Annotated in this window: 12 protein-coding genes; 3 read left to right on the forward strand and 9 right to left on the reverse strand. The window is 71.1% G+C overall.

The features are described 5' to 3' along the window. Nucleotides 1–27: 27 nt before the first annotated feature. Nucleotides 28–2,082, reverse strand: coding sequence for an N-6 DNA methylase (locus tag ACIP8Z_RS34675; RefSeq protein WP_402090510.1), 2,055 nt, complete (start codon nt 2,080–2,082; stop codon nt 28–30). Between the two features lie 185 nt (nt 2,083–2,267). On the opposite strand from ACIP8Z_RS34675, the gene ACIP8Z_RS34680 reads away from it, so the two are divergent. Continuing rightward, nucleotides 2,268–2,975, forward strand: a complete 708-nt coding sequence (locus tag ACIP8Z_RS34680) for a hypothetical protein (protein WP_402090512.1) — start codon at nt 2,268–2,270, stop codon at nt 2,973–2,975. A gap of 159 nt (nt 2,976–3,134) precedes the next feature. Here the strand turns inward: ACIP8Z_RS34680 and ACIP8Z_RS34685 are convergent, their stop codons facing one another. From ACIP8Z_RS34685 to ACIP8Z_RS34715, 7 genes are all read right to left on the reverse strand, one after another. After that, complete coding sequence (locus tag ACIP8Z_RS34685; protein WP_402090514.1) at nt 3,135–3,857, reverse strand: hypothetical protein; 723 nt, start codon at nt 3,855–3,857, stop codon at nt 3,135–3,137. Between the two features lie 12 nt (nt 3,858–3,869). Beyond that, nucleotides 3,870–14,564, reverse strand: coding sequence for a LamG-like jellyroll fold domain-containing protein (locus tag ACIP8Z_RS34690; protein WP_402090516.1), 10,695 nt, complete (start codon nt 14,562–14,564; stop codon nt 3,870–3,872). Nucleotides 14,565–14,835: 271 nt separating this feature from the next. Continuing rightward, complete coding sequence (locus ACIP8Z_RS34695; RefSeq protein WP_402090518.1) at nt 14,836–15,459, reverse strand: BMP family ABC transporter substrate-binding protein; 624 nt, start codon at nt 15,457–15,459, stop codon at nt 14,836–14,838. Further along, nucleotides 15,456–15,794: a hypothetical protein gene (locus ACIP8Z_RS34700; protein WP_402090520.1), complete on the reverse strand. Its 339-nt coding sequence runs from the start codon at nt 15,792–15,794 to the stop codon at nt 15,456–15,458. The genes ACIP8Z_RS34695 and ACIP8Z_RS34700 overlap by 4 nt, the downstream gene beginning before the upstream one ends. Before the next feature lie 135 nt (nt 15,795–15,929). After that, nucleotides 15,930–16,676: an N-acetyltransferase gene (locus ACIP8Z_RS34705; protein ID WP_402090522.1), complete on the reverse strand. Its 747-nt coding sequence runs from the start codon at nt 16,674–16,676 to the stop codon at nt 15,930–15,932. A 60-nt stretch (nt 16,677–16,736) separates the two neighbouring features. Then, on the reverse strand, nt 16,737–17,435 hold the full coding sequence (locus tag ACIP8Z_RS34710; protein WP_402090524.1) for an HNH endonuclease family protein: 699 nt from the start codon (nt 17,433–17,435) through the stop codon (nt 16,737–16,739). 59 nt (nt 17,436–17,494) lie between these two features. Continuing rightward, the gene (locus ACIP8Z_RS34715) at nt 17,495–18,349 is read right to left on the reverse strand and encodes a hypothetical protein (protein ID WP_402090660.1); all 855 of its coding nucleotides are present in this window, start codon (nt 18,347–18,349) and stop codon (nt 17,495–17,497) included. Nucleotides 18,350–18,472: 123 nt separating this feature from the next. Between ACIP8Z_RS34715 and ACIP8Z_RS34720 the strand changes: the two genes are divergently transcribed. Together ACIP8Z_RS34720 and ACIP8Z_RS34725 are read left to right on the forward strand one after the other, a co-directional pair. Further along, the gene (locus tag ACIP8Z_RS34720; protein WP_402090526.1) at nt 18,473–19,066 is read left to right on the forward strand and encodes a TetR/AcrR family transcriptional regulator; all 594 of its coding nucleotides are present in this window, start codon (nt 18,473–18,475) and stop codon (nt 19,064–19,066) included. 29 nt (nt 19,067–19,095) lie between these two features. Next, a complete protein-coding gene (locus tag ACIP8Z_RS34725) occupies nt 19,096–20,361 on the forward strand; it encodes an SGNH/GDSL hydrolase family protein (RefSeq protein WP_402090528.1) in 1,266 nt (421 codons plus the stop codon). Nucleotides 20,362–20,438: 77 nt separating this feature from the next. On the opposite strand, the gene mfd is transcribed toward ACIP8Z_RS34725, so the two are convergent. After that, the gene (gene mfd, locus ACIP8Z_RS34730; RefSeq protein ID WP_402090530.1) at nt 20,439–23,978 is read right to left on the reverse strand and encodes a transcription-repair coupling factor; all 3,540 of its coding nucleotides are present in this window, start codon (nt 23,976–23,978) and stop codon (nt 20,439–20,441) included. Nucleotides 23,979–24,271: the final 293 nt, after the last annotated feature.

Genomic DNA, 24,271 nt, shown 5'->3' on the forward strand with positions numbered 1-24,271 from the left:
TGTCGGACCAAGAGAGTATGACGGCCTTCACGCGGGCTCCACACTTCCGTCCGCGAGACCGTCGTACAGCCCCTGGACCAGCTGCTCGCCGAGGCGGGCGGCGAGCCGCAGGGCCTCCTCGAACTCGGCGAGCGACTTGAAGTGGGCGCCGTGGCGGCGCTGGTCGGCCAGGGGCAGCCGGGGCAGCTGGAGACGGCGTACGTCGAGCCGGGTCGCGGTCGAGGCGAAGCTGCTGGCCTGCCGGTTGTTGGCGGTGCCGCGCAGGAATCCGGCGAGGAACCAGGGGTCGAGGGCGGCCGGTTCGGGCCGCAGGAGCTGGAGGTTGCGGCCGAGGGCCGCGCCGGCGGTGGCGGCGTCCACGACCCGGGCGACGGAGCCGCCGCCGAGGACGGGGACGACGACATCGCCCTCGGTGACGAGGACGGGCTCCTCGCCCCCCTCGCCCGGGCCGCCGCCGGCGGGGAGGGTGCCGGAGGGCGCGCCGCCGGACAGGACGTCGTGCTCGGTGAGGACGGGCGCCCCGCCGCCGGCGGGGGCCGTGCCCGAGCCGCCCGTGCGGAGCTGGAGGGCGCCGGTGCGGGCGAGTTCGCCGACGGTGGTGAGGGGGCGGGGCGCGGGGCGGGCGGGGACGGGGGTGGGGGCGAGGCCCTGGGTGCGGCGCAGGGTCTCGTCCAGGCGGTCGCGGACAGCGGCGAGTTCGGGGGCCGTGCCGCCGGCGGCGGGGGCGGTGAGATAGCGGGCGGGGGCGAGGTCGACCTCGTCGTCGAGGAGTTCGATGACGGGGACGGCGCGGGCGACGGACTCCTCGCCGCCGCGGCCGGCCCAGGCGTCGAGCACGGTGTTCCGCAGGGTGGTCCAGGGGAGTTTGTCGCGGCCTGCGTCCGGGACGAGCCCGGCGGTGTCCACGAACAGGGTCTCCGCCGGGGGCCGGTCGGCTCCGGGGCGTACGAGGACCCAGAGGTGGAGCGGGATGCCGTACGGGGGCGCGGCGCCGGCCGGGAGGGCGACGACGGCCCGGAGGGCGCCGCGGCGCAGCAGGTCGGCGCGGATGCGGCGGCCGGAGCGGCGGGAGGCGACGGCGGGCGGCATGAGGAGGACGGCGGCGCCGCCGTCGCGGAGCCGGGCGAGGGCGTGCTGCACCCAGGCCAGCTCGGACTCGGTGCGGGCCGGGAAGCCGTACTCCCAGCGGGGGTCGTAGGCGAGTTCGTCGTGGCCCCAGGCCCGCTCGTTGAACGGGGGGTGGCACAGGACCGCGTCGACGTTCAGGGTCGGGAAGGCGTCGGCGCGGAGGGTGTCGCCGATGGCGGCGCGGATGTCGGCGTCGCCGTGGAGGGCGAGCCGGAGGGCCGAGAGGGCGGCCATGTCGGGGTCGGCGTCCTGCGCGTAGAGCGCGGTGGGGTGCGGGACGGCGCGCAACAGGCCGCCGGTGCCGGAGGCCGGGTCGAGGACGGTGGCGACGGAACGGCCCTCGGGGGCCGCGGCGGCGGCGAGGGCCGCCATGAGCTCGGCCAGCGGGGGCGGCGTGAGCGTGTACTGGCGGGGGTTGGCGTCGAGGTGGCGGCCGAGCAGGAACTCGAAGGCCTGCCGGGCGCCGCCCAGCTCGACGGCCAGCTCGACGGCGGCGCGGAGCAGGGGCACGGAAGGGAGCGTGTCGGCCGGGGTCGGGGTGTGAACGGACCTGGGCAGGCCGAAGCGGGTGGTGAGGACCTCTTCGAAGACACCGGGCAGGAGTGCGCCGAGGCGGTCGTCGGGGAGCGCGGCCAGCTCGGGCCAGGCGCCGGGGCGGGCGCGGAGGAGGAGCAGGACGCAGCCGGTCTGCACGAGGCCGGCGACGGTGCCGGAGGGGTGGCCTGCGAGCTGCTGCCACACGCGCTCACGGAGCGGCACTTCGGCGAGTTTGCCCTGGTCGCGGAGCCACTGCTCGACGTCCGCCAGGGAGAAGGAGGGGCTGGTCTCGGTGCCGCCGACGGGCTTGGGGAAGTCGGCGTGGCGCCGGCGCCAGTTGCTGACGGCGGCCCTGCCGACCCCGGCGAGCCGGGCGATACCGGCGGCGGTGACCTCTGCCGTGCTGTCTTCGGGCACCTGTCCGTCTCCCCTCGTACGTGTGTGAACACATCGAGCATAGCTCCCGAACCGATTCACGGCGTGATCCGACTCAAGGCTCGTGAACCGTGTTGACTCGGTTCACAGTCTCTGCTGTGATTACTCCATCGGAACACGGAGTCCCGAAAGCGGAGCCCTCACAGCGCCCGGAAGGTGCCACAGCCATGTCTCAGCAGCAGCGCAACTGGTTCGCCCGCCACAAGGTCCTCACCGCCACCGGCGCCGTCGTCGCGGTCATCGCGATCGGCGCGGCGATGGGCGGAGGCGGGGACGGCGACACCGCGCCCTCCAAGGCGGGAGCGCGGCAGGAGCAGCCCGCGAAGCAGGGCGGCGACAAGAAGGCCCCCGAGTCCAAGGCCCCCGAGAAGAAGGCCGTCACGATCGACGGCGACGGGGACTTCGAGGTGGGCGCCGACGTGAAGCCCGGCCTCTACCGCTCCACGGGCAACAAGGACGCCGGCTGCTACTGGGAGCGCGCGAGGAACGCCTCGGGCGACCCGGACTCGATCCTCGCCAACGACAACGTGACGGGCACGTCGTACGTCGAGATCAAGGCCTCGGACAAGCTCTTCAAGTCCTCGGGCTGCGGCACCTGGGAGGCCGTCGACGCGAAGGCGAAGGGCACGCCCGCGGCGACCCTCAAGGGCGACGGCGGCATGTTCAAGGTGGGCGTCGACATCGCCCCGGGCACGTACAGGTCGACGGGCAACAAGGACGCGGAGTGCTACTGGGAGCGCGCGAAGGACGCGAGCCACGGCACGGACTCGATCCTGGCGAACGACAACGCGACGGGCACGGCCCTCGTGAAGGTCTCGGCGACGGACGGCTACTTCAAGACGACGACGTGCGGGGACTGGGTGAAGGCGGGCTGAGGCACCACCGGTGCGGGGCGCGGCACAGCACGAGGGCCGCCCACCCGGTGTTCCCGGATGGACGGCCCTCGTGCTCAGCGGGATCCGCCCTCAGCAGCCGCGTTCTCGGCAGGACGCGTTCTCGGCGGGACGCGACCGGCGGCCGGACGGCCGCCGGGGTCAGTTCAGGTCCTCCAGGACCTCGGCGGGGGCCGGCGCGTGCTCCCGGGCCTCGCCGTCGACGGTCCACGAGCCGTTCCACTCGATACGCCGGACCCGCCCGTGACGGTTCTCGTACTCCACGAAGCTGCCGGGCGCGCCCTCCAGGAGCTCCAGCTCCCGGAGCAGCACGTCGGGGGTGGTGAAGCCACGGAGGTCGCCTTCGCTTCCTCCGCCGGTCCTCGTGTTGTCGAACCTCATCCGGAGGAACGGAGCGGCCTCGCGGGTCATGTCCGCCGCGTTCAGCATCCGCTTGAAGCGGAAGAACGCCTCCTCGGGCGTCTCGTTCCCGGAGAACTCCCGGACGTACGCCGGGAAGACCCCGACCACGACCTCGTTGAGCTCCTCGTTCCGGCCCACGTAGTAGCCGTGGATCTCGGGCTGGATGGCCACCACGGCGTCGAAGTCGTACCCGGGGTGGGAGAACCCGGGAACGACCTCGAACGGGCGGGGGTTCTCCCCGAGCCCGGCACGGTGCTCACGCGCGAACGTGAGCACCGCCCGGGCCAGGTCCTCGTCGAAGGAGTCTCGGGCGTTCACCTGATAGATGCGCGTCCCCTCCGTGTTCATCGCCAGCGAGAACACGAACCGGAACATGGGCGACCAGCGCCACGCGCGCGCGAGGCCGGGAAATTCCTCAACCTTCGGAATTTCCCGCACGGCCTGCTCCACATCAAATGCCACCCTCGGTCTCCTTTAATTCGAGTAGTTGGGACCCGTGTCCTGCCGATAACGCGCCTTCATTTTACCACCGCCACTCGAATTGGCCTTCCGGCGCATCGGATGCATTTTGGATGCGTCATTGAAGAACTTCGCGCGCTGGCTTTTGCTTTGGTTGTACCCCTCGGCGTTCCAATGGTCGACGACCGCGTACGTGTGCTCGTACGTCAGCTCGTCGTCCGGAACGATATTACCGTCGTTGTCCAGCCAATTACCGTCGCTGTCCTTCCAATTCCTCTCCATTTCCCGGTGGGTGTCCGCCCAGTATCCCGACGGGTACTGGTTGTCGCGGTTGAGCCGGCTCGGGTTCGGGTTCGGGTTGGAACCCATGTTCCCGTTCGCCATGCGCGGCTGGTTTCCGGCCGCGCAGGTGCACGTGGGCGAGTGAGCCGGGTTGCTGCCACCGCAGTTGTGGACCAGGACCGCGGCGCTCTTGTCGACCGCCTGGATCTGGTCGCCCGCGAACACGAAGTACGTGTGCAGGCCCTCGACGCTGAGGTCGTACGTGACGCGATCCGCCTGGTACGACTTCAGTCCGACGACGGCCGCCGGGGCGCCCTCGCCGTTCTGGAGCTTCTGGCCGACCTTGAGGTCGCCCGCCTGCGTCCAGGAGTTGCGGGTGGACTCGTAGAACTGGTGGTGCCTGGTGGTCTCGATCGTCTTGCGGCCGGCCTTCGCGACGATGGTGACGTCGACGTAGTCGCGGTCGGTCTGGGTGACGATCACCTTCTTGACCTGGTGCACCTCCTTGGTCTTCTTGCCGGGCTCGGCCGTGAGGACCTTGTCGCCCGCCTTGACCTTGGAGATCTCCTTGGTCTTGCCGTCCGCCATCAGGACCGGGGTCTTGCCCGTGAAGCTGTGCGGCGTGCCGGCCCGGCGGATCGGGCAGCCGGGGCCGGAGCTGTCGCCCGCGGACGCCTTCGACTTCGGGCCGTTGCCCTTGCCCTTGGCACCGAACGCGCCGCCCATGACGGCACCGATCGTCGCCGCCTTCGCGGCTCCGGCGACCGAGCAGCCCTCCTCGCTGTTCACACAGGAGGTGCCGTACTCGACCGCGCCCGTGAGGGCTTCCTCACCGGCGCTCTCCGCGACGTTCGTCGCGATCTTGCCGGCCGTGCCGGAGAGCAGCTTGCCCGCGGCGCTCGCCGCGAGACGGCCACCGACGCCACCGGCCGCACCGGTGACGGCGCCGATGGCGACCGCGCCGAGGAAGCCGCCGACGGACTTCGGACCGTCGTTCATCATGTAGCCCACGCCGTTGGCCGCGGCACCCGCGAGGGCGGCGCAGCCGATGGCGCCGACACCGGCGGTCAGCGCGGTGCAGCCCGCGAAGACGGCGATGCCCGTGGCCACCGAGGCGATGGTCGAGGCGTGCTGCTTGACGAAGTTGGCTGTCGCCTTCGCAGCCTTCTTGACGGCTTTACCGACCTTCTTGGCTGCCTTGACCACCTTCTTGGCCACGTGTTTGACCGCCTTGGCGACCTTCCGCACGGCCTTCTTGACGTGTTTGACGACCTTGTGGACGACACGCTTCACACGCTTGTACACGCGTTTGACGTATCTCTTGACCTTCTTGACGCTGTCGGCGACATACCGGACCGCCTTTCTGACGACCCGCTTCGCCCGCTTCACCACCTTCTTGGCGGCCTTCTTGACGGCCTTGGCGGCCTTCTTGACGACCTTGGCAGCCGTCTTGACGACCGCCTTCGCCTTGTGGTACGTCGACTTCGCGACGTTCGTGACCTTCTTGGTGACCTTCTTGAAGGCCTTCTTGATGGAGTCGAACCAGTGGCCCGTCGGGTCGACACCCGTCATCGGGTTGCCGTTCGCGTACGCGTACCGGTTCGCGTTCACCGAGTCGGGAAGGGGCGAGTTGCTCGCCGTGTCCCGGTTGCCGAACTGCCCGGTCTCCGGCGAGTACCAGCGCGCGGCCATGTTGACCTTGGCCGTCTGCGGGTCGGTCCACCCCGACTGGTAGCCGAGCGCGCCGGCCATCGTCGAGGACTGGACGACCTTGCCGAAGGGCGAGTAGGTCGTCGACCCGGCCAGCGCCTCACCGGAGGCGGTGAACTGGGCGATCACGTCGGTGTGCAGGTCCGTGAGGGCCAGTACCGCGGTGACCGCGCTCTTCACGCCGACGACGGAGCCGTCCGCGTCCCGGCTGTAGGTGGACACACCGTCCGAGGCCACGTCGTTGTCCGTGCCGCTGTACTGGAAGGTGTGGATCGCCGCACCGTCCTCGTTGGCGGTCAGGACCCGGTCGAAACCGTCGTAGGTGTAGGTGCGGTCACCTTCCTGGATCACCCGGTTGAAGGCGTCCGTCTTCATGTTCGTGACACGGCTGGCATCGTCCGTCACGGAACTCAGCGAGCCGCGCGCGGTGTACGTGTACGAGCTGTGGCCGTCCGACGTCAGCCGGTTCCGGGCGTCGTAGGTGTAGGTGTCGCCACCCACCCGGGTGCGGTTGCCGGACGCGTCGTAGCCGTAGACCTCCGTCGTCGTCCCGTTGTTCCAGGACGCCAGGCGGTCGGCCCAGTCGTACGTGTACGTGTTGGCGGAGGCACCCACGACGCCGGCCGTCGTCTTCGACGCCATGTTGTCGTTCTCGTCCCACCCGTAGGTGACGGACGAGAGCGTCTTGCCCGTCGGGGACGTCAGCGTGTCGCTGGTCAGACGCTGCAGCTTGTCGTAGCCGAAGCTGCGCTTCGCCTTGCCCGTGCCGTAACCGACCGACTTGACGTTGCTGTTGACGTCGTAGTCGTACGTCATCGTCGTGCCGGTGGCACCGTCGTTGGTCGTCTTGAGACGACCGGCGGTGTCGTAGCCGTACGTCGACGTGCCGGCGGCGTCCGTCCGGGTGGTCATCGCACCGTCGCCGTTCCAGGCGAAGGACGAGGCACCCGAGGGACCGGTGGCCGTCAGGAGAAGACCGCGGTCGTCGTAGGAGAAGGTGTTCTTCTCCGTACCGAGGCCCGCGACGGCCGTCAGACGGTCGTCCTCGTCATAGGTGTAGGTGTGGTCGGCCGTGGCGGCCTCCGCACCCGTACCCGTCTGCTTGACGAGGCGGCTCTTCACGTCGTACTCGAAGGAGTTCGTCACCCCGCCCGGGGACCGGGACTCCTTCACCCGCCCGGCGAGGTCGTAGACGGCCGTGAAGGTCCGGTCCGCGACGTTCGGGTGGGTCGGGGTCGACGGCTCGACCACGCTCTCCGGCATGCCCCACGTGTTGTACGTCGTCAGGAACGGGTTGCCCCGTCCGTCGGTGAACCGGGTCCGGTTGCCCGCGGCGTCGTAGCCGAAGGTCGAGGTGATCGACTCGGTCGCGGAGACCGGCTCGACCGCCTTCGTGATCTGGCCCGCCGCGTCGTACGTGAGGGTCTTGGTGTGCTGACGGTAGTCCGTCACCGAGACCGCGTTGCCCATCCGGTCGTACGACGTACGGGCGGTCCGCAGCACGGCGCCCGTCGCGTCCAGGTCCTCGGTCTTCACCAGCTGGCCGAAGCCGTCGAACGTGTTGCGGGTGCTGGTGCCGTCGGGGTCCGTGGACAGGAGCGGCCGGCCGTCCATGTCGTACACGAAGCGCGAGACGCTTCCGGCGGAGTCGGTGACCTCCGTCATCTCGCCCAGCGCGTTGTACTTGTACGACTGGCTCACACCGTTCGGCGAGACGACGCGCGAGAGCTCGCCGCCCGGCGCGTTGTACTCGTTGATCGCCGTGTACGCCCGCTGGGTCGGCTGGCGCACGATGTCCGTGCTGGTCAGCTCGCGGCCCAGATAGTCGTACGTGCTCTCCTGGCGGGCGCCGTTCGGCCGGGTGGCCGACAGCTGGTCGCCGTTCGTGTCGTACGTGTACTTCGTCGTACCGCCGCCCGGCTCGGTGACCGAGGCGAGGTCGCCCAGCTGCGTGTACGAGTAGGTGGTGCGGTTGCCCAGCGGGTCGACCTCGGCCGTGACCTGTCCGAGCTCGTTGTACTCGTTGTAGGACGTGGCCGTGACCGGGGCCGAGGCACCCGGAGCCAGGTACTGAGGCGTCGTGACCGACGCCTCCTGGCCCTCCGCGTCGTACGCCGTCGTCGTGACGTTGCCGAGCGGGTCCGATATCTCGGTCGGTTCACCGAAGGTGTTGTACCCGGACATCGTCACCGGGCGGACCGAGACCGGAGTCCCGCCGTTCTGCTCCGTCATCACCGCGGGCTCGGTGACCGACGTCTGCTGCCCGAGCTCGTCGTAGCCGTAGTCCGTGACGTTGCCCGAGGTGTCCGTCTGGGACATCGGCAGACCGCGCTGGTCCAGCTTCCACGTGGTCGTGCGGACCGAGCTGCCGGCCGCCGGCAGGGTGCCGCCCTTGACGGCGGTGACCTGCGCCGCGGTCAGCGCCTCGCTGTAGACCTGGACGTCGTCGATACCGCCCTTGAACTCGTAGTCGTAGTTCCCGGCGCCCATCTTGTGACGGCCGATCTGGAACGGACCGGTCGCCTCCCAGTTGCCCGAGACCGCGACTTCCTGGGCGAGCGTGCCGTTGACGTACAGCCGCAGCTTGGACGCCTGCGCGTCGTACATGCCGACCAGGTGGGTCCAGGCACCGGCGACCGCCGCCGACGGAGCGGAGACCGCCCGGTCGTAGGCGAGGGGCAGCGCGTCCGTACGCGGCCGGGCGAACGCCCAGCCGGTGTTGGCCGCGTAGTACAGCACGAAGCCGTACACACTGCCCGCGTCCTGCGACAGCACCGTGCGGCCCGTGGTCAGGTCGGACAGCTTGGCCCACGCGGAGACCGTGAAGCTGCCCGCCGTGTTCACGACGGGACCCGGCGCCTGCGCCCAGGAGTTGACGTCACCGTCGAAGGCCCCGCTGCCGCTCCGGTCGATGTTCCAGTGCATCCCGGTGCCATGGGTACCGGTGTTGTTGGCGCCGGAGGAGTCCGCGAGGCCGAAGCCCGTGGTCTCGTCCAGCTTGTAGCGGGCCACCGGAGCCGTGGTGCCGTCGTGGATGGTGGTGCCGGTGATGTTGCCCAGGGCGTCGTACCGCGTGTCCGTGGTGGACACGTCACCCGTCGCCGGGTCGCGGTCCGTCTCGGTCACCACGTTGTCGTCGGGGTCGTAGGCGGTGTGCGTGGTCCTGGCGAGCCCGTTGGGGTCGAGGATCTCGGACACCGTGCGGTCGGCCGCGTCGACGGTGAAGGTGGTGCGGGTCTGCCCGTCGTTGGTGACCTGCTCGACCAGGTTGCCGGCGGCGTCGTAGGTGTTCGCCTGCTCCGTGAAGGACTTGCCGGTCGCCGGGTCCTTGCGGACCACGGAGGCCGACAGACCGTCGTCGGTGTAGGTGTACGCCGTCTGCCAGCCCATCGAGTCGGTGATCGACGCGAGGCGGCCGGCCGGGTCGTAGGCCCGGGACTCCTGGACGAGGGTGGTCGCCGGCGAGGGGTTGAACGGATCGCCGGTGTGGTTCAGCAGGCTGGTGACGAGAGGCCGGCCCTCGGCGTCGAAGGTGTAGGTGTTGACCGTGCCCGCGGGATCGGTCTCCTTCACCTTGTTGCCGTAGGCGTCGTACTCGAACGACGTGGTGTCGCCGCCCGGGTCCGTCCTGCTCGCCAGCAGATTGTTCGCGTTGTACGTCATCGACGTCACGCGCGCGGTGTCGCCGCCGGTGAGGTCGACGACGCTCTGGGACAGGATGTTGCCGTCCGGGTCGTACGCCGTGGTGGTCCTGGCCTGGTGCTTCGCGCCCGTCACCCGGTTGGTGACGGCCGGCGTGGTCTCGGTCAGGACCTGGTCGTTCTTGTCGTACGTCTGGCTCGTGACGATGCCGGCCGGATTGGCGTCCGAGATCTCCGTCTTGGAGATCTCACGGCCGAGGTTGTCGTACGTGTACGTCACCGTGGCGCCGTTGGCGTCGGTGATCCGCGCCAGGTCGCCGTTGGCGTAGTACGTGTACGTCGTCCTCCGGCCGCCCGGCGTGGTGACCTGCGCCACCAGCCCCGCCGGCGTCACCGCCGCGCCGCCCTCCGCCGCCGGGGTGGTGGCGGTGGTGTACGTGGTGCTCGCGGTCCGGCCGTTCGGGTGACCGGCCACGGGCGGCGTCGTCACCGACAGCAGGTTGCCGCCGGCGTCGTACGCGTAGCTGGTCAGGTACGCGTTGTCGGCCGGTCCGGTGGAACGGCCGTCCCGCTCGGTGAGCAGCAGGTCGTTCCGCAGGTCCATCGGCGGGAAGGCCGTGGTCGCGTCCGGGTAGTACGTGTAGTACTCCGTCGAGCACTTGTTGGCCTTCGTGTCCTGACAGACGGTCTGGGAGACCGCGTTGCCGCGCACGTCGTGGCCGGTGATCGAGCGGTTGCCGTTGGCGTCCGTGATGGTGTGGAGGAAGCCGCCGGTGTCGTACCCGTAGGTGGTGCGGTCGCCCTCGGTGTCGATCGCGGCGAGCAGGCGGTTGCCCATCTCGGCGTCGTACACGTAGGTGAGGGTCCTGTCCGTCGGGGTGGTCAGCTTCACCGTCTTGACCGGGGCGATGCCGGAGGACGCCTTGTAGGCCGACCAGTGCGTCGCCACGTCCGCGTCGGTCAGGCCCTTGGCGTGGACCGCGACCTCGGCGACGGAGCCGGTGAAGTAGCTGACGCCACCCGGCGAGCTGTACCAGTTGGTGCCGAAGCCGGCGCCGACGAACGTCCGCGAGGTCGTCTGGTCGTTCGGGGCGCCGGTGCAGGTGCCCTGGCTGACGCCGTCGAGGTAGAGCGTCTGGGTGGTGCCGGTGGCCGACAGGACGGCGTGGTGCCACTTGTCGTCCGTGACCGTGCCCGTGGAGCCGAGGGTCGCCGCGCCGTTGCAGGTGGAGCTCCACCAGTGGCCGTGCAGCTTGCTGTCCGCGCCGACGTAGAGCAGGTTGCTCCAGCTGCCGGTGACTCCGCCCGGGTTGTTCGGGGCGACGCTCTGGTCGCTCATGATGACGCCGGGCGCCGCGGTCTTGAACCACAGCTCGACCGAGCGGTCGGCCTTGGCGTGCAGCGGGCCGTACGGCACCTCGGCGAAGGAGGTGGACCCGTCGAACGTCGACGCGCTCGCGTCACCCGGACCGAAGGGGCCCTCGGCGCCCTGGATGACGTTGTTGTACGTGCCGAAGCCGGTGTTCACCTGGTTCGCGGCCTGCGCCGCGCCCTGGGTGTCGTCCAGGCGCCAGTAGCCGGCCGGGGCGGAGCCCAGGACGGCGGAGCGGTAGACCTGGGACGAGCCGGTGATGGTCGGCGGGTTGAGCTTCCAGGTGCCGCCGTTGCCGTCGGTGGCCTGGAGGACGCGGTCGTCGGTGGTGTCGTAGACGACCGAGGCCTGGGTCTTCAGACCGGGCGTGGTGATCTTCTGGAGCAGTCCGGCCGGCCGGATGGCGGAGTCGTACTGCGTCTTGATCACGTCGGCCGAGAGCGGCTCGGAGAAGATCGCGACCTCGGCCATCTGGCCGTTGAAGTGCCCGAGCTTGTCGCCCGCGTTCATCGCCGGCCAGCCCATGGTGTTCACACCGGCGCCGAGGGCGATGTACGGCTGCACCCAGTCGTTGATGGTGCCGCCGAGCGAGCCGACCGCCGCACCGTCGAGGTACAGGGTCTGGCTGTTGGCGACACCGGTCAGGACGGCGTTGTGCCACTTGCCGTCGGTGACGACCGGGGTGGACGTGATCGTCGTCATGCAGCCCGGCGACATGGCCAGGCAGCCGCGCAGCTTGCCGTCGGTGCCCACGTACACCGCGGGGGTGTTCTTCGTGGTGTTGGCCACCGGGTCGGGGTCGCTGAGGGGCTTGTCGCCGTAGTAGAAGAGCACGCCTCCGGCGGTGCTCGTCCTGAACCACAGCGAGACGGAGGTGTACGAGGGCGTGGCGCCCGGCGCGGCCGGCATCTCGACGTACGAGGTGGTGCCGTTGAAGGTGGCCGCCTTCTGGGTGGAGCCCGCGAGGGGACCCGTCCCGCCCAGCGTCACGTTCTTGTACGTGCCGTTGTACTGGCCCTGGTTCGCGTCGAGGGCGTCCTTCGCGACGGTGCCCGAGGTCTCGCCGAGCCGCCAGTAGGCGAACGGGTCGGCGTCGAGGACCGTGGTGCGGTAGTGGTTGCCGGTGGCGTAGGTGTACGTCGTGCACTTGGACCAGTCGGCCGGCGGGCACACCTTGGTGAGCTGGTCACCGGTGTAGGTGTACTGCCAGGTCTGGGCCGAGTTCGCGTCGCCGACCGTGGACTGGTCGGTGTAGACGGTCTGGACGTGCCAGGCGGTGGCCGAGGCCGGCTGGTACCAGGTCAGGCCCAGGTTCCGCTTGGAGACCTCGTTCGTGATCTTCGTGAGGCGCTTGTTGGCGTCGTACGTGAAGGTCTCGGTACGGCCCGAGTAGTCCTTGATGGTCTTCAGCGCGTAGGTGCCGGCCTTCGCGGTCGCCTGGGTGAAGGCGTACTCCGTGAAGTCCTTGTCGGTGAGCGCGTAGCCGCCGGTGACGGCCGCGAGGCGCGCGTAGCGGCCCAGCGGGGGCACGAAGGTGCCGTCCGAGTTCCGGCCGAAGGCGACCTGCTCACCACCCGGGTAGGTGATGATCACGCTGGTGAGGGCGCCGCTGCCGTCCTTGGCCTCGACGGCCTTCATGTCGACGATCGTCGACCAGCCGGCGCCGAACGCGGAGTCCACGCGGGGGTCGAGGCTGTTGTAGGAGCGCTCGATCTCCAGCGACGGGCCGATCACCGGCACGTCGGCGTCGGTGTCCTCGGTCGTGTAGTTGCCGTCCGAGGGGTCGAACTCGTGCCCGTCGGTGTTCATCGACAGGCCCGAGGTGACCGGCGGCTGCGGCACGGCCGTGGTGAAGCGGCTGCCTTCCACGACGGCCGAGGTGCCGTCGCTGGCCTCCACGTACCAGTCGTAGTTCTCCGACCACTTCAGCTTGCCGGCGGGAACCTTCCAGCTGCCCTTGGCGATCGTGCCGGACGTGGCCACCAGCGTGGGGGTGCCGGTGGCGTCGCCCTCGTAGACCTCGAAGGTGTAGGAGAGGGGGCTGGGGCCCTTGTCGGCGTCGCTCGCGTAGACGAGCAGCTCCGGCTGGAGGGTGTTGGCCTGGAAGTTGGCGGGCGGGTACTGGGCGTTGATCTGCGGCGCCGAGTTCGGCGTGTAGGTCAGGTCCAGGGCCGGGCGGAAGCCGGCCGTCGTCGCGTTGTCCGAGTGGAACTTCTTCCAGTGGAGCATGTCGTTGGTCGGCGCGGTGAGCGCCAGACCGTAGTTCGCGGCCCCGCCGGCGACGTTGTTGAACCACGTCGTGCTGAGCGAGACCGGCATGCGCACGCCGACGCTCGCCGAGCCGGAGCTGTTGGAGCAGGAGGCTCCGGGCGCCGGGGTGGCGGTGCCGATCGCGGCGCCGAAGGACGGGCCGGGGTACGCCGTGACGGCGGACGGCGTCCACGACTGCGTGATCGGGTGCACCGAGAACGACTGGGCCGCGCAGGTCGAGGACCACAGGGCGTACACGTTCAGGGTGGCGGCGGTGACCCGCTGCCCCGCGAGCGCGGTGCCGAGGGAGCTGAACTGCAGGAACGAGTTGGTCTTGTTGGTGCCCGAGTCGTACGAGCCGACCTTGATCTGGGTCTCGGTGGAGTGGTCCCCGCCGATGGTGTTCTGCGTGTACGTCGAGTTCGACGCGGTCACCGTCGGGTCGACGGTCACCGGGTAGACGCGCGCGGGGTCGTCGAGCCAGGCGCGGTCTGCGGTCATCCGCAGGGCGGGCTGCCCGTCGGCCTTGCCGTCGACGGTCGTCAGCTCGTAGGTGACGGCCCGGGACTGGGCGCGGTCGCCGGAGCGCGGGTCGACCTTGGAGTCCTCCATGTACGCGTGCGGGATGGTCGCGGTGACCTTGCCGTCGGCGTCGGTGAACTCCACGTCGCCGTCGACGGCGACGCGGGGGGTGAGTCCCTTGAGGTCGAGCGCGAAGACCCAGGAGTTCTCGGCCCGCGGGGAGCGCAGGACGACGTTCTCCTTGAAGCCCTCGGCGAGCGGTACGAGCTGCACGTCGGTGTCGGGGAGGACCCCGGCGTACGTGAGGGTGCCGTCGGCGTCGACGGTGGGCTCGGTCTTCGCCGCGTCCCGCAGGGCGTAGGCGAGGGAGCGGCCCTTGCCGAAGTCGACGGAGGCGAGGGCCTTGTCGGCGGCGGTCGGCGCGAACTCGACGTCGAGGGAGTTGGCCGTCTGCTGGAGACGTCCGTCCTTGTCCTCGGTCAGGCTCGTGTCGATGGCCTTCCACGTGCCGTCCGCGGCCTTGAAGTTGGTGCGGCCGGGGTAGTGGCGGACGGTGGTCGAGCCGTCGGCGTTGACGTAGTAGTCCGAGGTGGCGCCGGACTTCCTCGCGTCGCGCTTGCTGGTGCGCGCGTCGAAGCTCTTGGCACCGCCCGGCGCCTTGCCGGTGCGGACCTCGGGGGGGTCGTCGGTCTCCCGCTCGAACAGCGGGAGCTCGCCCTTGCCCTTGCCGGGCTTGCGGCCGGCCTCGCCCTCAAGGCTCGTGGCGTCGGAGGAGGCCTCGTGGCTCTTGCCGCGGGCCGTGCCGCCCTGCTGGTCAGGGGTGTCGAGAGGGCTCTCGCTCACCCACTTCCACAGCCCGGAGAGGGAGAGCTTGGGCATCTTCACCGGTTCGAGCGTGACGCCCGCGGCGAGCGCCGACTCGGTGGTGAGCATGAGGAACAGGGAGATCAGTACGGAAAGAGCCGTAGCCCTCAACCTGCGTCTACCGGTGCGACCCGGTGGGAACAGGCGAGGGCTACGGACCCGGCGTATACGCATGGGCCAGCCTTTACTAACGCGATACTTACAAAGCTTCGCGAGCCTGCCCGATGACGGATCACCAGTTCACACCAGGGTGCCGAACTTTACTCCGGCTTTACCCGATGGAGGGAACCCTTCCGGACAACTCCCTCCGGGCCGCCCAGACGGGACATCTTCCGGTCCGTCAGCCCTCGCGGGCCAGCCGCTTCACCGTCGCCGTGATGTCGTCCTTCAGGGACGCACCGGGCGCCACCCGGACCAGGTTGCCGTGGGCCGTGCCGGCCGCCTCACCGACCGTCACGAACCGGATCCCCGGGTTCTTCTCCACCGCCTCCTCGGCGGCCGCCACCTGCGGAGCGCCCGAGGCGACGACGATCTCGCAGTCCCGCTGCAGCAGACCGTTGAGGAACGGGCGGGCGTTCTCCACCGACTTCCCGCCCATCACCGGCACGAACGTCACGCGGATGTGCTTGTCCAGGGACGCCGTCTGCATCCCCTCCCAGACGGGGGCCGCCGGCGCCCCGGTCACGATGCCCCGCTCGTCGGTCAGCAGACAGGCGTCGTAGTCCTGATAGGCACGGGCCCGGGTGTCGGGCGGGGTGCCCCGGCTCTCCGACCCGGCGAACAGCCAGGCACCGACGAGACCGAGGGCGAGGACCAGGACCGAGCCGAGGGCCCAGCCGGCCCGGCCGCGCAGCGCTCCCGCACCGGCGGCGAGCAGCCCGGGAATCCGGGCCGCCCCGGACTCCGCCGCCTCCCTCTTGGCCGCCTCCCGCTCGGTGGCGCGCCAGGCACGACGGGTCTTCACCGGCCGGCCTCCCCGCCGGTGAGGCAGTGCGCCGCCGCACCCAGGGTGGAGGTCGCGAGCAGCAGCACGTCGAGGAGGTACGCGAGGCCGTGGGTCTCCTCGGGCGTCAGCGCGATCTGGAAGCACCAGCCGACCGAGGCGGCCGTGAACAGCAGCGCGGCGAGCCAGTCGTTCCGCGTCCCGCGCCGCAGGGCGAGCGTGAGCGAGGGAACGAATCCGAGGACACCGAGACTCAGCAGCGGCACCAGCGCGAGCCCGACCCGGGCCGGCCGGCCCGGCAGCTCCTTGGGGCGCGGGGACTGCGCGCCCTTCTCCAAGCGGACGGCCTGGTTCACGATTCGCTGGACCTCTCACGGAGGCGCACTCCGGGAGCGGGGCGCACGGGTGTACGACAGGGGACGCCGTACGGTACATCCCCCGCCGTGAAGATCACCCCCGGGGTCCCGCTCCCCGGCGGGCCCCCGGGCGCCTCAGGTGCGGTGCCGCACCCACACGTTGGGCTCGACGTAGACCGCGTAGCCGCGCGAGACGTCACAGTGGACGGGCACGAGCGCGCCCTCGACCTCGACCGGGCCGTCCGCGTCGAAGGGGAGACCGGTCCAGGTGCGCCACTGCTCGACCGAGCCGGAGACGGTCATCGAGGCCGGGGCCACCGCCTCGATGACACCGCCCGCGCGCACATGGACGCGCAGCCAGGCGTCGTGCGGCAGACCGTCGGACTCCCGGGTACGGAACGCGTACTCGTGGATGGAGGACGCGGCCTCCAGGTGCTTGCCGTTGGGACGGACCGGGGCGACCAGCTCGGAGAACCCGCGCCGCTTGGCGTTGTCCCGCATGGCGGCCAGCATCCGGTGCGAGAGGCCCTGGCCCAGGGCGCTCGTGTCGACCGTGATCTCGATGGCGCTGACGGTGTCGGCCTCGCGGCCGTGCTTCAGGTCGGAGAACGCCCAGAGCAGCACCTCGTCCCAGCCGCGCGCGGGCAGCTCGCGGCGCCCGTCCACGTCGAGACGGAAGGGAACGCTGAAGCCACGGGCGACGACCTTGCCCTCGGCGTCGGTGGCGACGAGCACGTACTCCGGCAGCTCACGCACGATCCGCCCGATGTTCGCCCAGCCCACCGGGTCGTACATCATGAACTCGGGCCAGAGGTCGCGCATGCCCCACATCGGCCCTTCCAGTTCGGGGCGCTCGGCGAGGGTCGATATGTTCAGGTCCATGAGGGCAGAGTAAAGATCATTTTTCCCCGCACCAAGAGGTTTTCCCCTCCGCGGGGAGCGCTACGGAAGTTTCTGCTGCGGGCAGCCGGCGAGGACACGCTTCATGGCGTCCCGCTCGCCCCCCGTCACCCACACGCCGTACTTCTTCTTCACGGCGATCTGCCGCGCCACGTACGTGCAGCGGTACGCCTTGTTCGGCGGCAGCCAGGTCGCCGCGTCGCCGTCGGACTTGCGGCGGTTGGTGGAGGCGTCGACGGCGAGCAGGTTGAGCGGGTCGTTGGCGAACCGGCGCCGGGTCTCCGCGTCCCACGTCCCCGCGCCCTTCTGCCAGGCGTCGGAGAGCGCGACGACATGGTCGATGTCGACCTTGCTGCGCCCGCGGACGAAGGGGACGGTGGTCCCGGTGTACGGGTCGTCGGTGAGGGTGCCGGAGGCGACCTTGCAGCGGCCGTCGGTGAACCGGACGCCGGTCAGGTCGCGCTTGAGTATGTCGTCCCGGGTGCCGCAGCCGTTGCCGTCGACGTCCACCCAGGCCCGCCCGAACTTCTCCCGCTCGTAACCGGTCTTCGGCGCCCGCCCCTTCACGGTGAGCGTCTCCACGGCGGCGAGTGCGGTCCCCCGCGCGGCGGGCTTGCCGCCCCCGCCGCCGCCGGTGCCCGGGCTCTCGTCGGCTCCGGGTGAGCAGGCGGTGGCGAGGAGCGTGGCGACGGCAAGCGCCGAGGCGGCCAGGGTCGTTCGAATCGTCCGCTCTGCAAGCATCCGGGAATTCTAGGGGGTGGTCCCGCCGGGAGGCGCGGTCCCGTCGGCCCCTCGACCCGTCAGATCTTGCCGATGCCCAGGGTGTTCTCCGAGGGCAGCAGGCCGGAGCCGATCGCCGCCAGCCAGGGACCGCCGAGCAACTCCGCGAGACGGGCGGTGCCGTCCGGGCCGAGGGCGACCCAGGGGGCGGCGGCGAGTTCGTCCGTACGCCGCTCGACCTCGGCGCGCAGGGCGCGGCCCGCCTCGGTGGCGCCCCCGTCGGCGGTCAGGAGGCCGCGGGCGGTGAGGCGGGTGCGCGCCGCCGCCCATTCCTCGCCGCTCCAGCCGCGGCTTTCGAAGACGGGCTCCGGTGCGGCGCCGATCGCCGCGAAGGAGACGAGCGACTCGACCGGGTCGAGTCCCGCTTCGGCCAGGGCTTCGAGGTGACCGTCGCCCCGGTGCTCGCGGAGGACCGTGGCGGACTGCCAGAGGACCAGGTGCGGGGCCTCGGGCCGGGGCAGGGCGGCGTTGGCGGCGGCGAGCGGGCGGGAGACGGCGGGCTCGGCGGCCGCCGCCGCGCCGTCGGCGGCGGTGCGGGCGAGCGCGGCGGCCTCGGCGAGTCCGGGGCTCGCGAGGAGTTCCTCGCCCAGGACGGCCCGGTAGGTGCGGTCAATGGCCCGGAGCCGCGCGGCGAGGACGTCGGCCGGGGCGGCGGTCTGCCAGGCGGCGGGGACGTACCGGGCGATCATCGCGGGGCTGAAGCTGTAGAAGGTGCCCGCCACCCGGTCCGGACCGGCGGGGCCGAGGGGGGCGGCGCGCCAGGCGAAGTAGGAGGGCCAGCGCTCGGAGGTGTCGTAGCCGAGGGCGGCCGCCTCGTCGAAGGCCTCGGGGGCGTAGTAGAGCAGGGCGTGCAGGGGTTCGAGCAGGTGCCACATCTGACGTACGCGGCCGGATTCCACGGCGGGCTCCTCTTCACTCGCTCAGCATCTAGTCACTGACTAGACAGTGCTCCGCGCCCCCGAACTTGTCAATGCCTAGATGGGGGCTAGGCTCCTCCCATGACGCCTACCAGCCGGAGCTCCTACCACCACGGCGGCCTGCGGCAGGCCGTCCTCGACGCCGCCCTCGACGTCATCGCCGCCGACGGACCAGGGGCGCTCAGCCTGCGCGACCTCGCGCGCCGCGCCGGCGTCTCGCACGCCGCACCCGCCCACCACTTCAAGGACCGCACCGGACTCCTCACCGCCCTCGCGACCGAGGGGTACGGACTCCTCGCCGAGGCCCTCGCCGCCGCGCCCGAACTGCGCGAACGCGGGGTTCGGTACGTGCGGTTCGCGGTCGAGCACCCCGCCCACTTCCAGGTCATGTTCCAGCCGGACCTGCTGCGCGCCGACGACCCGGACCTGCTCGCCGCCAAGGAACGCGCCTCCGCCGAACTCCGCGCCGGCGTCGCCGACCTGACGGACGTCCCCGATCCCCGTACCGCCGGCATCGCGGCCTGGTCGCTCGCCCACGGTTTCGCGACGCTGCTCCTCACCCACAACGTGACGGGGGCACTGGGCGACCGCGCCCCCGAGGAGTACTTCCGCTCCCTCACCGGCCTGCTCTTCACCGGCCAACTCCCGCCGGAGGATGAGGGGAAGCGGGAATAGCCCGCGTCGGTCAGCAATTGACGGAGAACATGAGAACCACGAACACCCTCCGTCGCACCGCCACAGCCCTGCTCACCACGGCGACCATCGCCTTAGCTCCCACCGCCCTCGCCGCCCCCGACCACTCGGGATCCGGATCGCCCTGGCGCGGCGCCTGGGCCACGTCCCCGCAGGCGCCGAGCGCACCACTCGGCCCCAACTGGTCGCAGCAGGGCTTCGACAACCACACCGTGCGGCAGACCGTCCGCGTCAGCGCCTCCGGCACCCGGGCCCGGATCGAGCTGAGCAACCGGTACGGCACGACCCCGCTGCGCGTCACCGGCGCGACCGTCGCCCGTACGGCCGAGGGCGGCGCGGTGCGGGCCGGTTCGGTACGCACCCTGCGCTTCGACGGCCGCGCGTCGGCCACGGTCCCGGTCGGCGGGACCCTCCTCAGCGACGGCGCGCCGTTCCCGGTCAAGGCCTTCGAGACGCTGACCGTCACCCTCTACCTGGCGGGCGAGACCGGCCCCGCCACCTTCCACCAGTTCGCCGGATCGACCACCTACCGGGCCGCCGGCGACCACCGCGCGGACCTGTCCGGCGCCGCCTTCACGGAGACGAGCACGGCCTCGTACTTCCTGACCGGCGTCGAGGTCACCGGTGGCCGTGACACCGCCCGCCACGACGGCATCGTCACCTTCGGCGACTCGATCACCGACGGCGTGGGCTCCGCGACGGACGCGGACAACCGCTACCCGGACGAGCTCGCCGAGCGCCTGGCCGCCGCGGGCAGCCCGCGCGCCGTCCTCAACCACGGGATCGCGGGCAACCAGGTCGTCAACGACACGACCTGGGCCGGCGAGAAGGCCCTGACCCGCTTCCGCCACGACGTCCTGAACGAGCGGGGCGTCCGCACGGTCATCCTCCTCGAAGGCATCAACGACATCGGCGGCAGCACGGTGAACTTCCCCGCCGCGCCCACCCCCGACGTCTCCGTGACCGAACTGATCAAGGGCCACCGCACCCTGATCCGCCAGGCCCACGCCAAGGGCCTGAAGGTGATCGGCGCGACCCTCACCCCGGTCAAGGGCTCCTTCTACGACACCCCGGCCAACGAGGCCAAGCGCGACGCCTTCAACGCCTGGGTCCGCACCTCGGGCGCGTACGACGCGATCGTCGACCTCGACCGGGCGGTCGCCGACCCGACGGACCCGGACCGCATCCTCCCGGCGTACGACTCCGGCGACGCCCTCCACCCGAACGACGCGGGCTACCGCGCGATGGCCGGGGCACTGGACCTCGACGAGCTGTAGTCACCGGCCGGGGTGCGCGGCGACCGGCCCGCGCGCCCCGGCCACGCACCCCGCCCGCACACCCCGGCCCGTGTCCGCTACGACCCCAGGATCGTCGTCAGGAACTCCCCGGTCCACGCCAGCAGTTCACGGCCCACCACCGGCTTCCCGCCGATCTTGCCCGACGTCGGGCGCGGTACCAGGATCTGGTGGACGGCCGGCTTGATGACGGTCCGCGGATAGAGCCGCTTCAGGCGGAGCTCCTGCGACTCGCGCAGTTCCACCGGGGCGAAGCGGATGTTCGGACCCTGCAGGACGATCTCGCCGACGCCGCACGCGCGCGCCAGCATGCGCAGGCCCGCCACCAGGAGGAGGTTCTCGACCGGCTCCGGCAACTTGCCGTAGCGGTCGATGAGTTCCTCGCGGACCGCCCGGATGTCCTCCTCCGAGTTCGCCGAGGCGATCGAGCGGTAGGCCTGGAGGCGGAGCCGCTCGCCCGGCGCGTAGTCGTGCGGCATGTGGGCGTCGACCGGCAGCTCGATCTTGACCTCCAGCGGGGCCTCCTCCTCCACCCCGCCCTCCATCTGCGCCCGGTAGTCCGCGACCGCCTCGCCGACCATCCGGACGTACAGGTCGAAGCCGACGCCCGCGATGTGGCCGGACTGCTCGCCGCCGAGCAGATTGCCCGCGCCGCGGATCTCCAGGTCCTTCATCGCCACGTACATGCCCGCGCCCATCTCGGTGTGCTGGGCGATCGTCGCGAGCCGCTCGTGCGCGGTCTCGGTCAGCGGCTTCTCCGGCGGGTACAGGAAGTACGCGTAGCCGCGCTCCCGGCCACGGCCGACGCGGCCGCGCAGCTGGTGGAGCTGCGAGAGGCCGAAGTTGTCGCCGCGCTCGACGATCAGGGTGTTGGCGTTGGAGATGTCGATGCCCGACTCGACGATGGTCGTCGAGACGAGGACGTCGAACTTCTTCTCCCAGAAGTCGACGACGACCTGCTCAAGGGCCGACTCGGACATCTGGCCGTGGGCCGTCGCGATCCGCGCCTCGGGGACGATCTCGCGCAGCCGCGCCGCCGCCCGGTCGATCGAGTCGACCCGGTTGTGGATGTAGAAGACCTGCCCCTCGCGCAGGAGTTCACGCCGGATCGCGGCGCCGATCTGCTTCTCCTCGTACGGGCCGACGAAGGTGAGGACCGGGTGGCGCTCCTCCGGCGGGGTGGTGATCGTCGACATCTCGCGGATGCCGGTGACCGCCATTTCGAGCGTACGGGGGATGGGCGTGGCCGACATGGTCAGCACGTCGACGTTGGCACGGAGCTTCTTCAGCTGCTCCTTGTGCTCGACGCCGAAGCGCTGCTCCTCGTCGACGATGACCAGACCGAGGTCCTTGAACTTGGTCTCCGAGGAGAAGAGACGGTGGGTGCCGATGACGATGTCGACGGAGCCGTCGCGCAGCCCCTCCAGGGTCGCCTTGGACTCGGTGTCGGTCTGGAAACGGGACAACGCCCGCACCTTCACCGGGAACTGGGAGTACCGCTCGGAGAAGGTCCCGAAGTGCTGCTGCACGAGCAGCGTCGTCGGGACGAGGACCGCGACCTGCTTGCCGTCCTGCACCGCCTTGAAGGCGGCCCGTACCGCGATCTCCGTCTTGCCGTAGCCCACGTCGCCGCAGATCAGACGGTCCATGGGGACGGTCTTCTCCATGTCCTCCTTCACCTCGGCGATGGTGGACAGCTGGTCGGGCGTCTCCGCGTACGGGAAGGCGTCCTCCAGCTCGCGCTGCCACGGGGTGTCCGGGGCGAACGCGTGCCCGGGGGCCGCCATCCGCGCCGAGTACAGCTTGATGAGGTCGGCCGCGATCTCCTTGACGGCCTTCTTCGCGCGCGCCTTCGTCTTCGTCCAGTCCGCGCCGCCGAGCCGGTGCAGGGTCGGCGCCTCGCCGCCCACGTACTTGGTGACCTGCTCCAGCTGGTCCGTCGGGATGTACAGCCGGTCGCCGGGCTGGCCGCGCTTGGCGGGGGCGTACTCGACGAGGAGGTACTCGCGGGTCGCGCCCTGCACGGTCCGCTGGACCATCTCCACGTACCGGCCGACACCGTGCTGCTCGTGCACGATGTAGTCGCCGACCTCCAGGGTCAGCGGGTCGATGGTCTTGCGGCGCTTGGCCGGCATCCGCTGGCCGTCCTTGCCGGCCGCCTTCTGGCCGGACAGGTCGGTCTCGGTGAGGACGGCGAGCTTGAGGGCCGCGTCGACGAAGCCGTGGTCGAGGGAGCCGGTCGACACGTGCACGACCGACGGGGAGATCTCCGTCAGGTCCGCGTCGAGGCGGGCCGCGATGCCCTCGCCGCCGAGGACCTCGACCGTACGGGTCGCGGGGCCGTGGGCCTCCGTGACGTAGACCGTGCGCCAGCCGTCGGCCAGCCAGCCCTTGGTGTCGGCGAGCGCGCGTGCGGTGTCGCCGCGGTACGACTCGGGGGCGTGCATGCCGAGCGCGAGGGTGTCCCCGTCGGCGCCCTCGGCCGTCGCGTCCGCCGCGAACGGCGACACCGACCACCAGGACATCCCCAGCTCGCGCGCCCGGTCCCGGACGTCCGCGATCCCCCACAGGGAGGCCGCGCCGACGTCGATCGGGGCCTCGCCGCCGCCGGCCGTGGCCGCCCAGGACGCCTGGAGGAACTCCTGGCTCGTGGCGACGAGGTCCGAGGCCCGGGTCCGCACCCGCTCCGGGTCGCAGACCACGGCCATGGCGCCCTTCGGCAGGACGTCGAGCAGCAACTCCATGTCGTCGACGAGGACCGGCGCGAGGGACTCCATGCCCTCGACCGCGATCCCCTCCGCGATCTTGTTGAGGAGCTCGCCCAGCTCCGGGTGCTCCTCGGCGAGCGCCGCCGCCCGCTCCCGTACGTCCGCGGTGAGCAGCAGCTCGCGGCAGGGCGGCGCCCAGAGCCCGTGCTCGGCCACTTCCAGGGACCGCTGGTCGGCGACCTTGAAGTACCGGATCTCCTCGACGTCGTCGCCCCAGAACTCGATCCGGAGCGGGTGCTCCTCGGTCGGCGGGAAGACGTCCAGGATGCCGCCGCGCACGGCGAACTCGCCGCGCTTCTCGACCAGCTCGACCCGGGAGTACGCGGCGGCCGCGAGCCCCTCCACGATCTCGTTCAGATCAGCGGTCTGACCGCTTCTGAGCGCCACCGGCTCCAGGTCTCCGAGGCCCTTGACCTGCGGCTGGAGCACGGAGCGGATGGGAGCCACGACCACGCTCACCGGGCCGGCCGCCGGGTCGTCGTCCCTCGGGTGCGCGAGTCGGCGCAGTACGGCGAGACGGCGGCCGACGGTGTCGGAGCGGGGCGAGAGCCGCTCGTGCGGCAGGGTCTCCCAGGAGGGGTACTCGACGACCGTGTCCGGGTCGAGCAGGGACCGCAGCGCGGCGGCGAGGTCCTCGGCCTCCCGCCCGGTCGCGGTCACCGCGAGCACCGGCCGCCCCGAGTCACGGGCGAGCGCGGCGACGGCGAAGGGCCGGGCGGCCGCGGGACCGACCAGGTCCACGTGCGGGCGGTTCCCGTCGGCGGCGGCCTTCACCGCCTCGGCGAGGGCCGCGTCCTTGACGACGACATCGAGCAGACCGTGCAGGCTCATGAAGCTTTCCATCCCGAGGGGTGACGGGGGCGGGCAACGCGAACAGCCCGACACGTCGCACGGGCCGGGGTGTCCAGCCTACGACGCGCCACGGACACCCGCGCCCGCAACGCACCCCGCCCACCCCGAAGCCCGAGCCGCGCGGGGCCCCGGGCCCCGCCCCGGCGTGCGGTCATCCGCCCCACCCCCGTGCGGGCGGATGACCGCACCTCTCCCCCACCCCCGCGCGGGCTGCGCCCGTCACCTCGCCCACCTCCGTGTGGGCAGTCGTCCCGCTGGGGCGTGGGGGTCCC

The sequence above is a fragment of the Streptomyces sp. NPDC088553 genome (assembly GCF_044752965.1).
GTDB lineage: Bacteria > Actinomycetota > Actinomycetes > Streptomycetales > Streptomycetaceae > Streptomyces.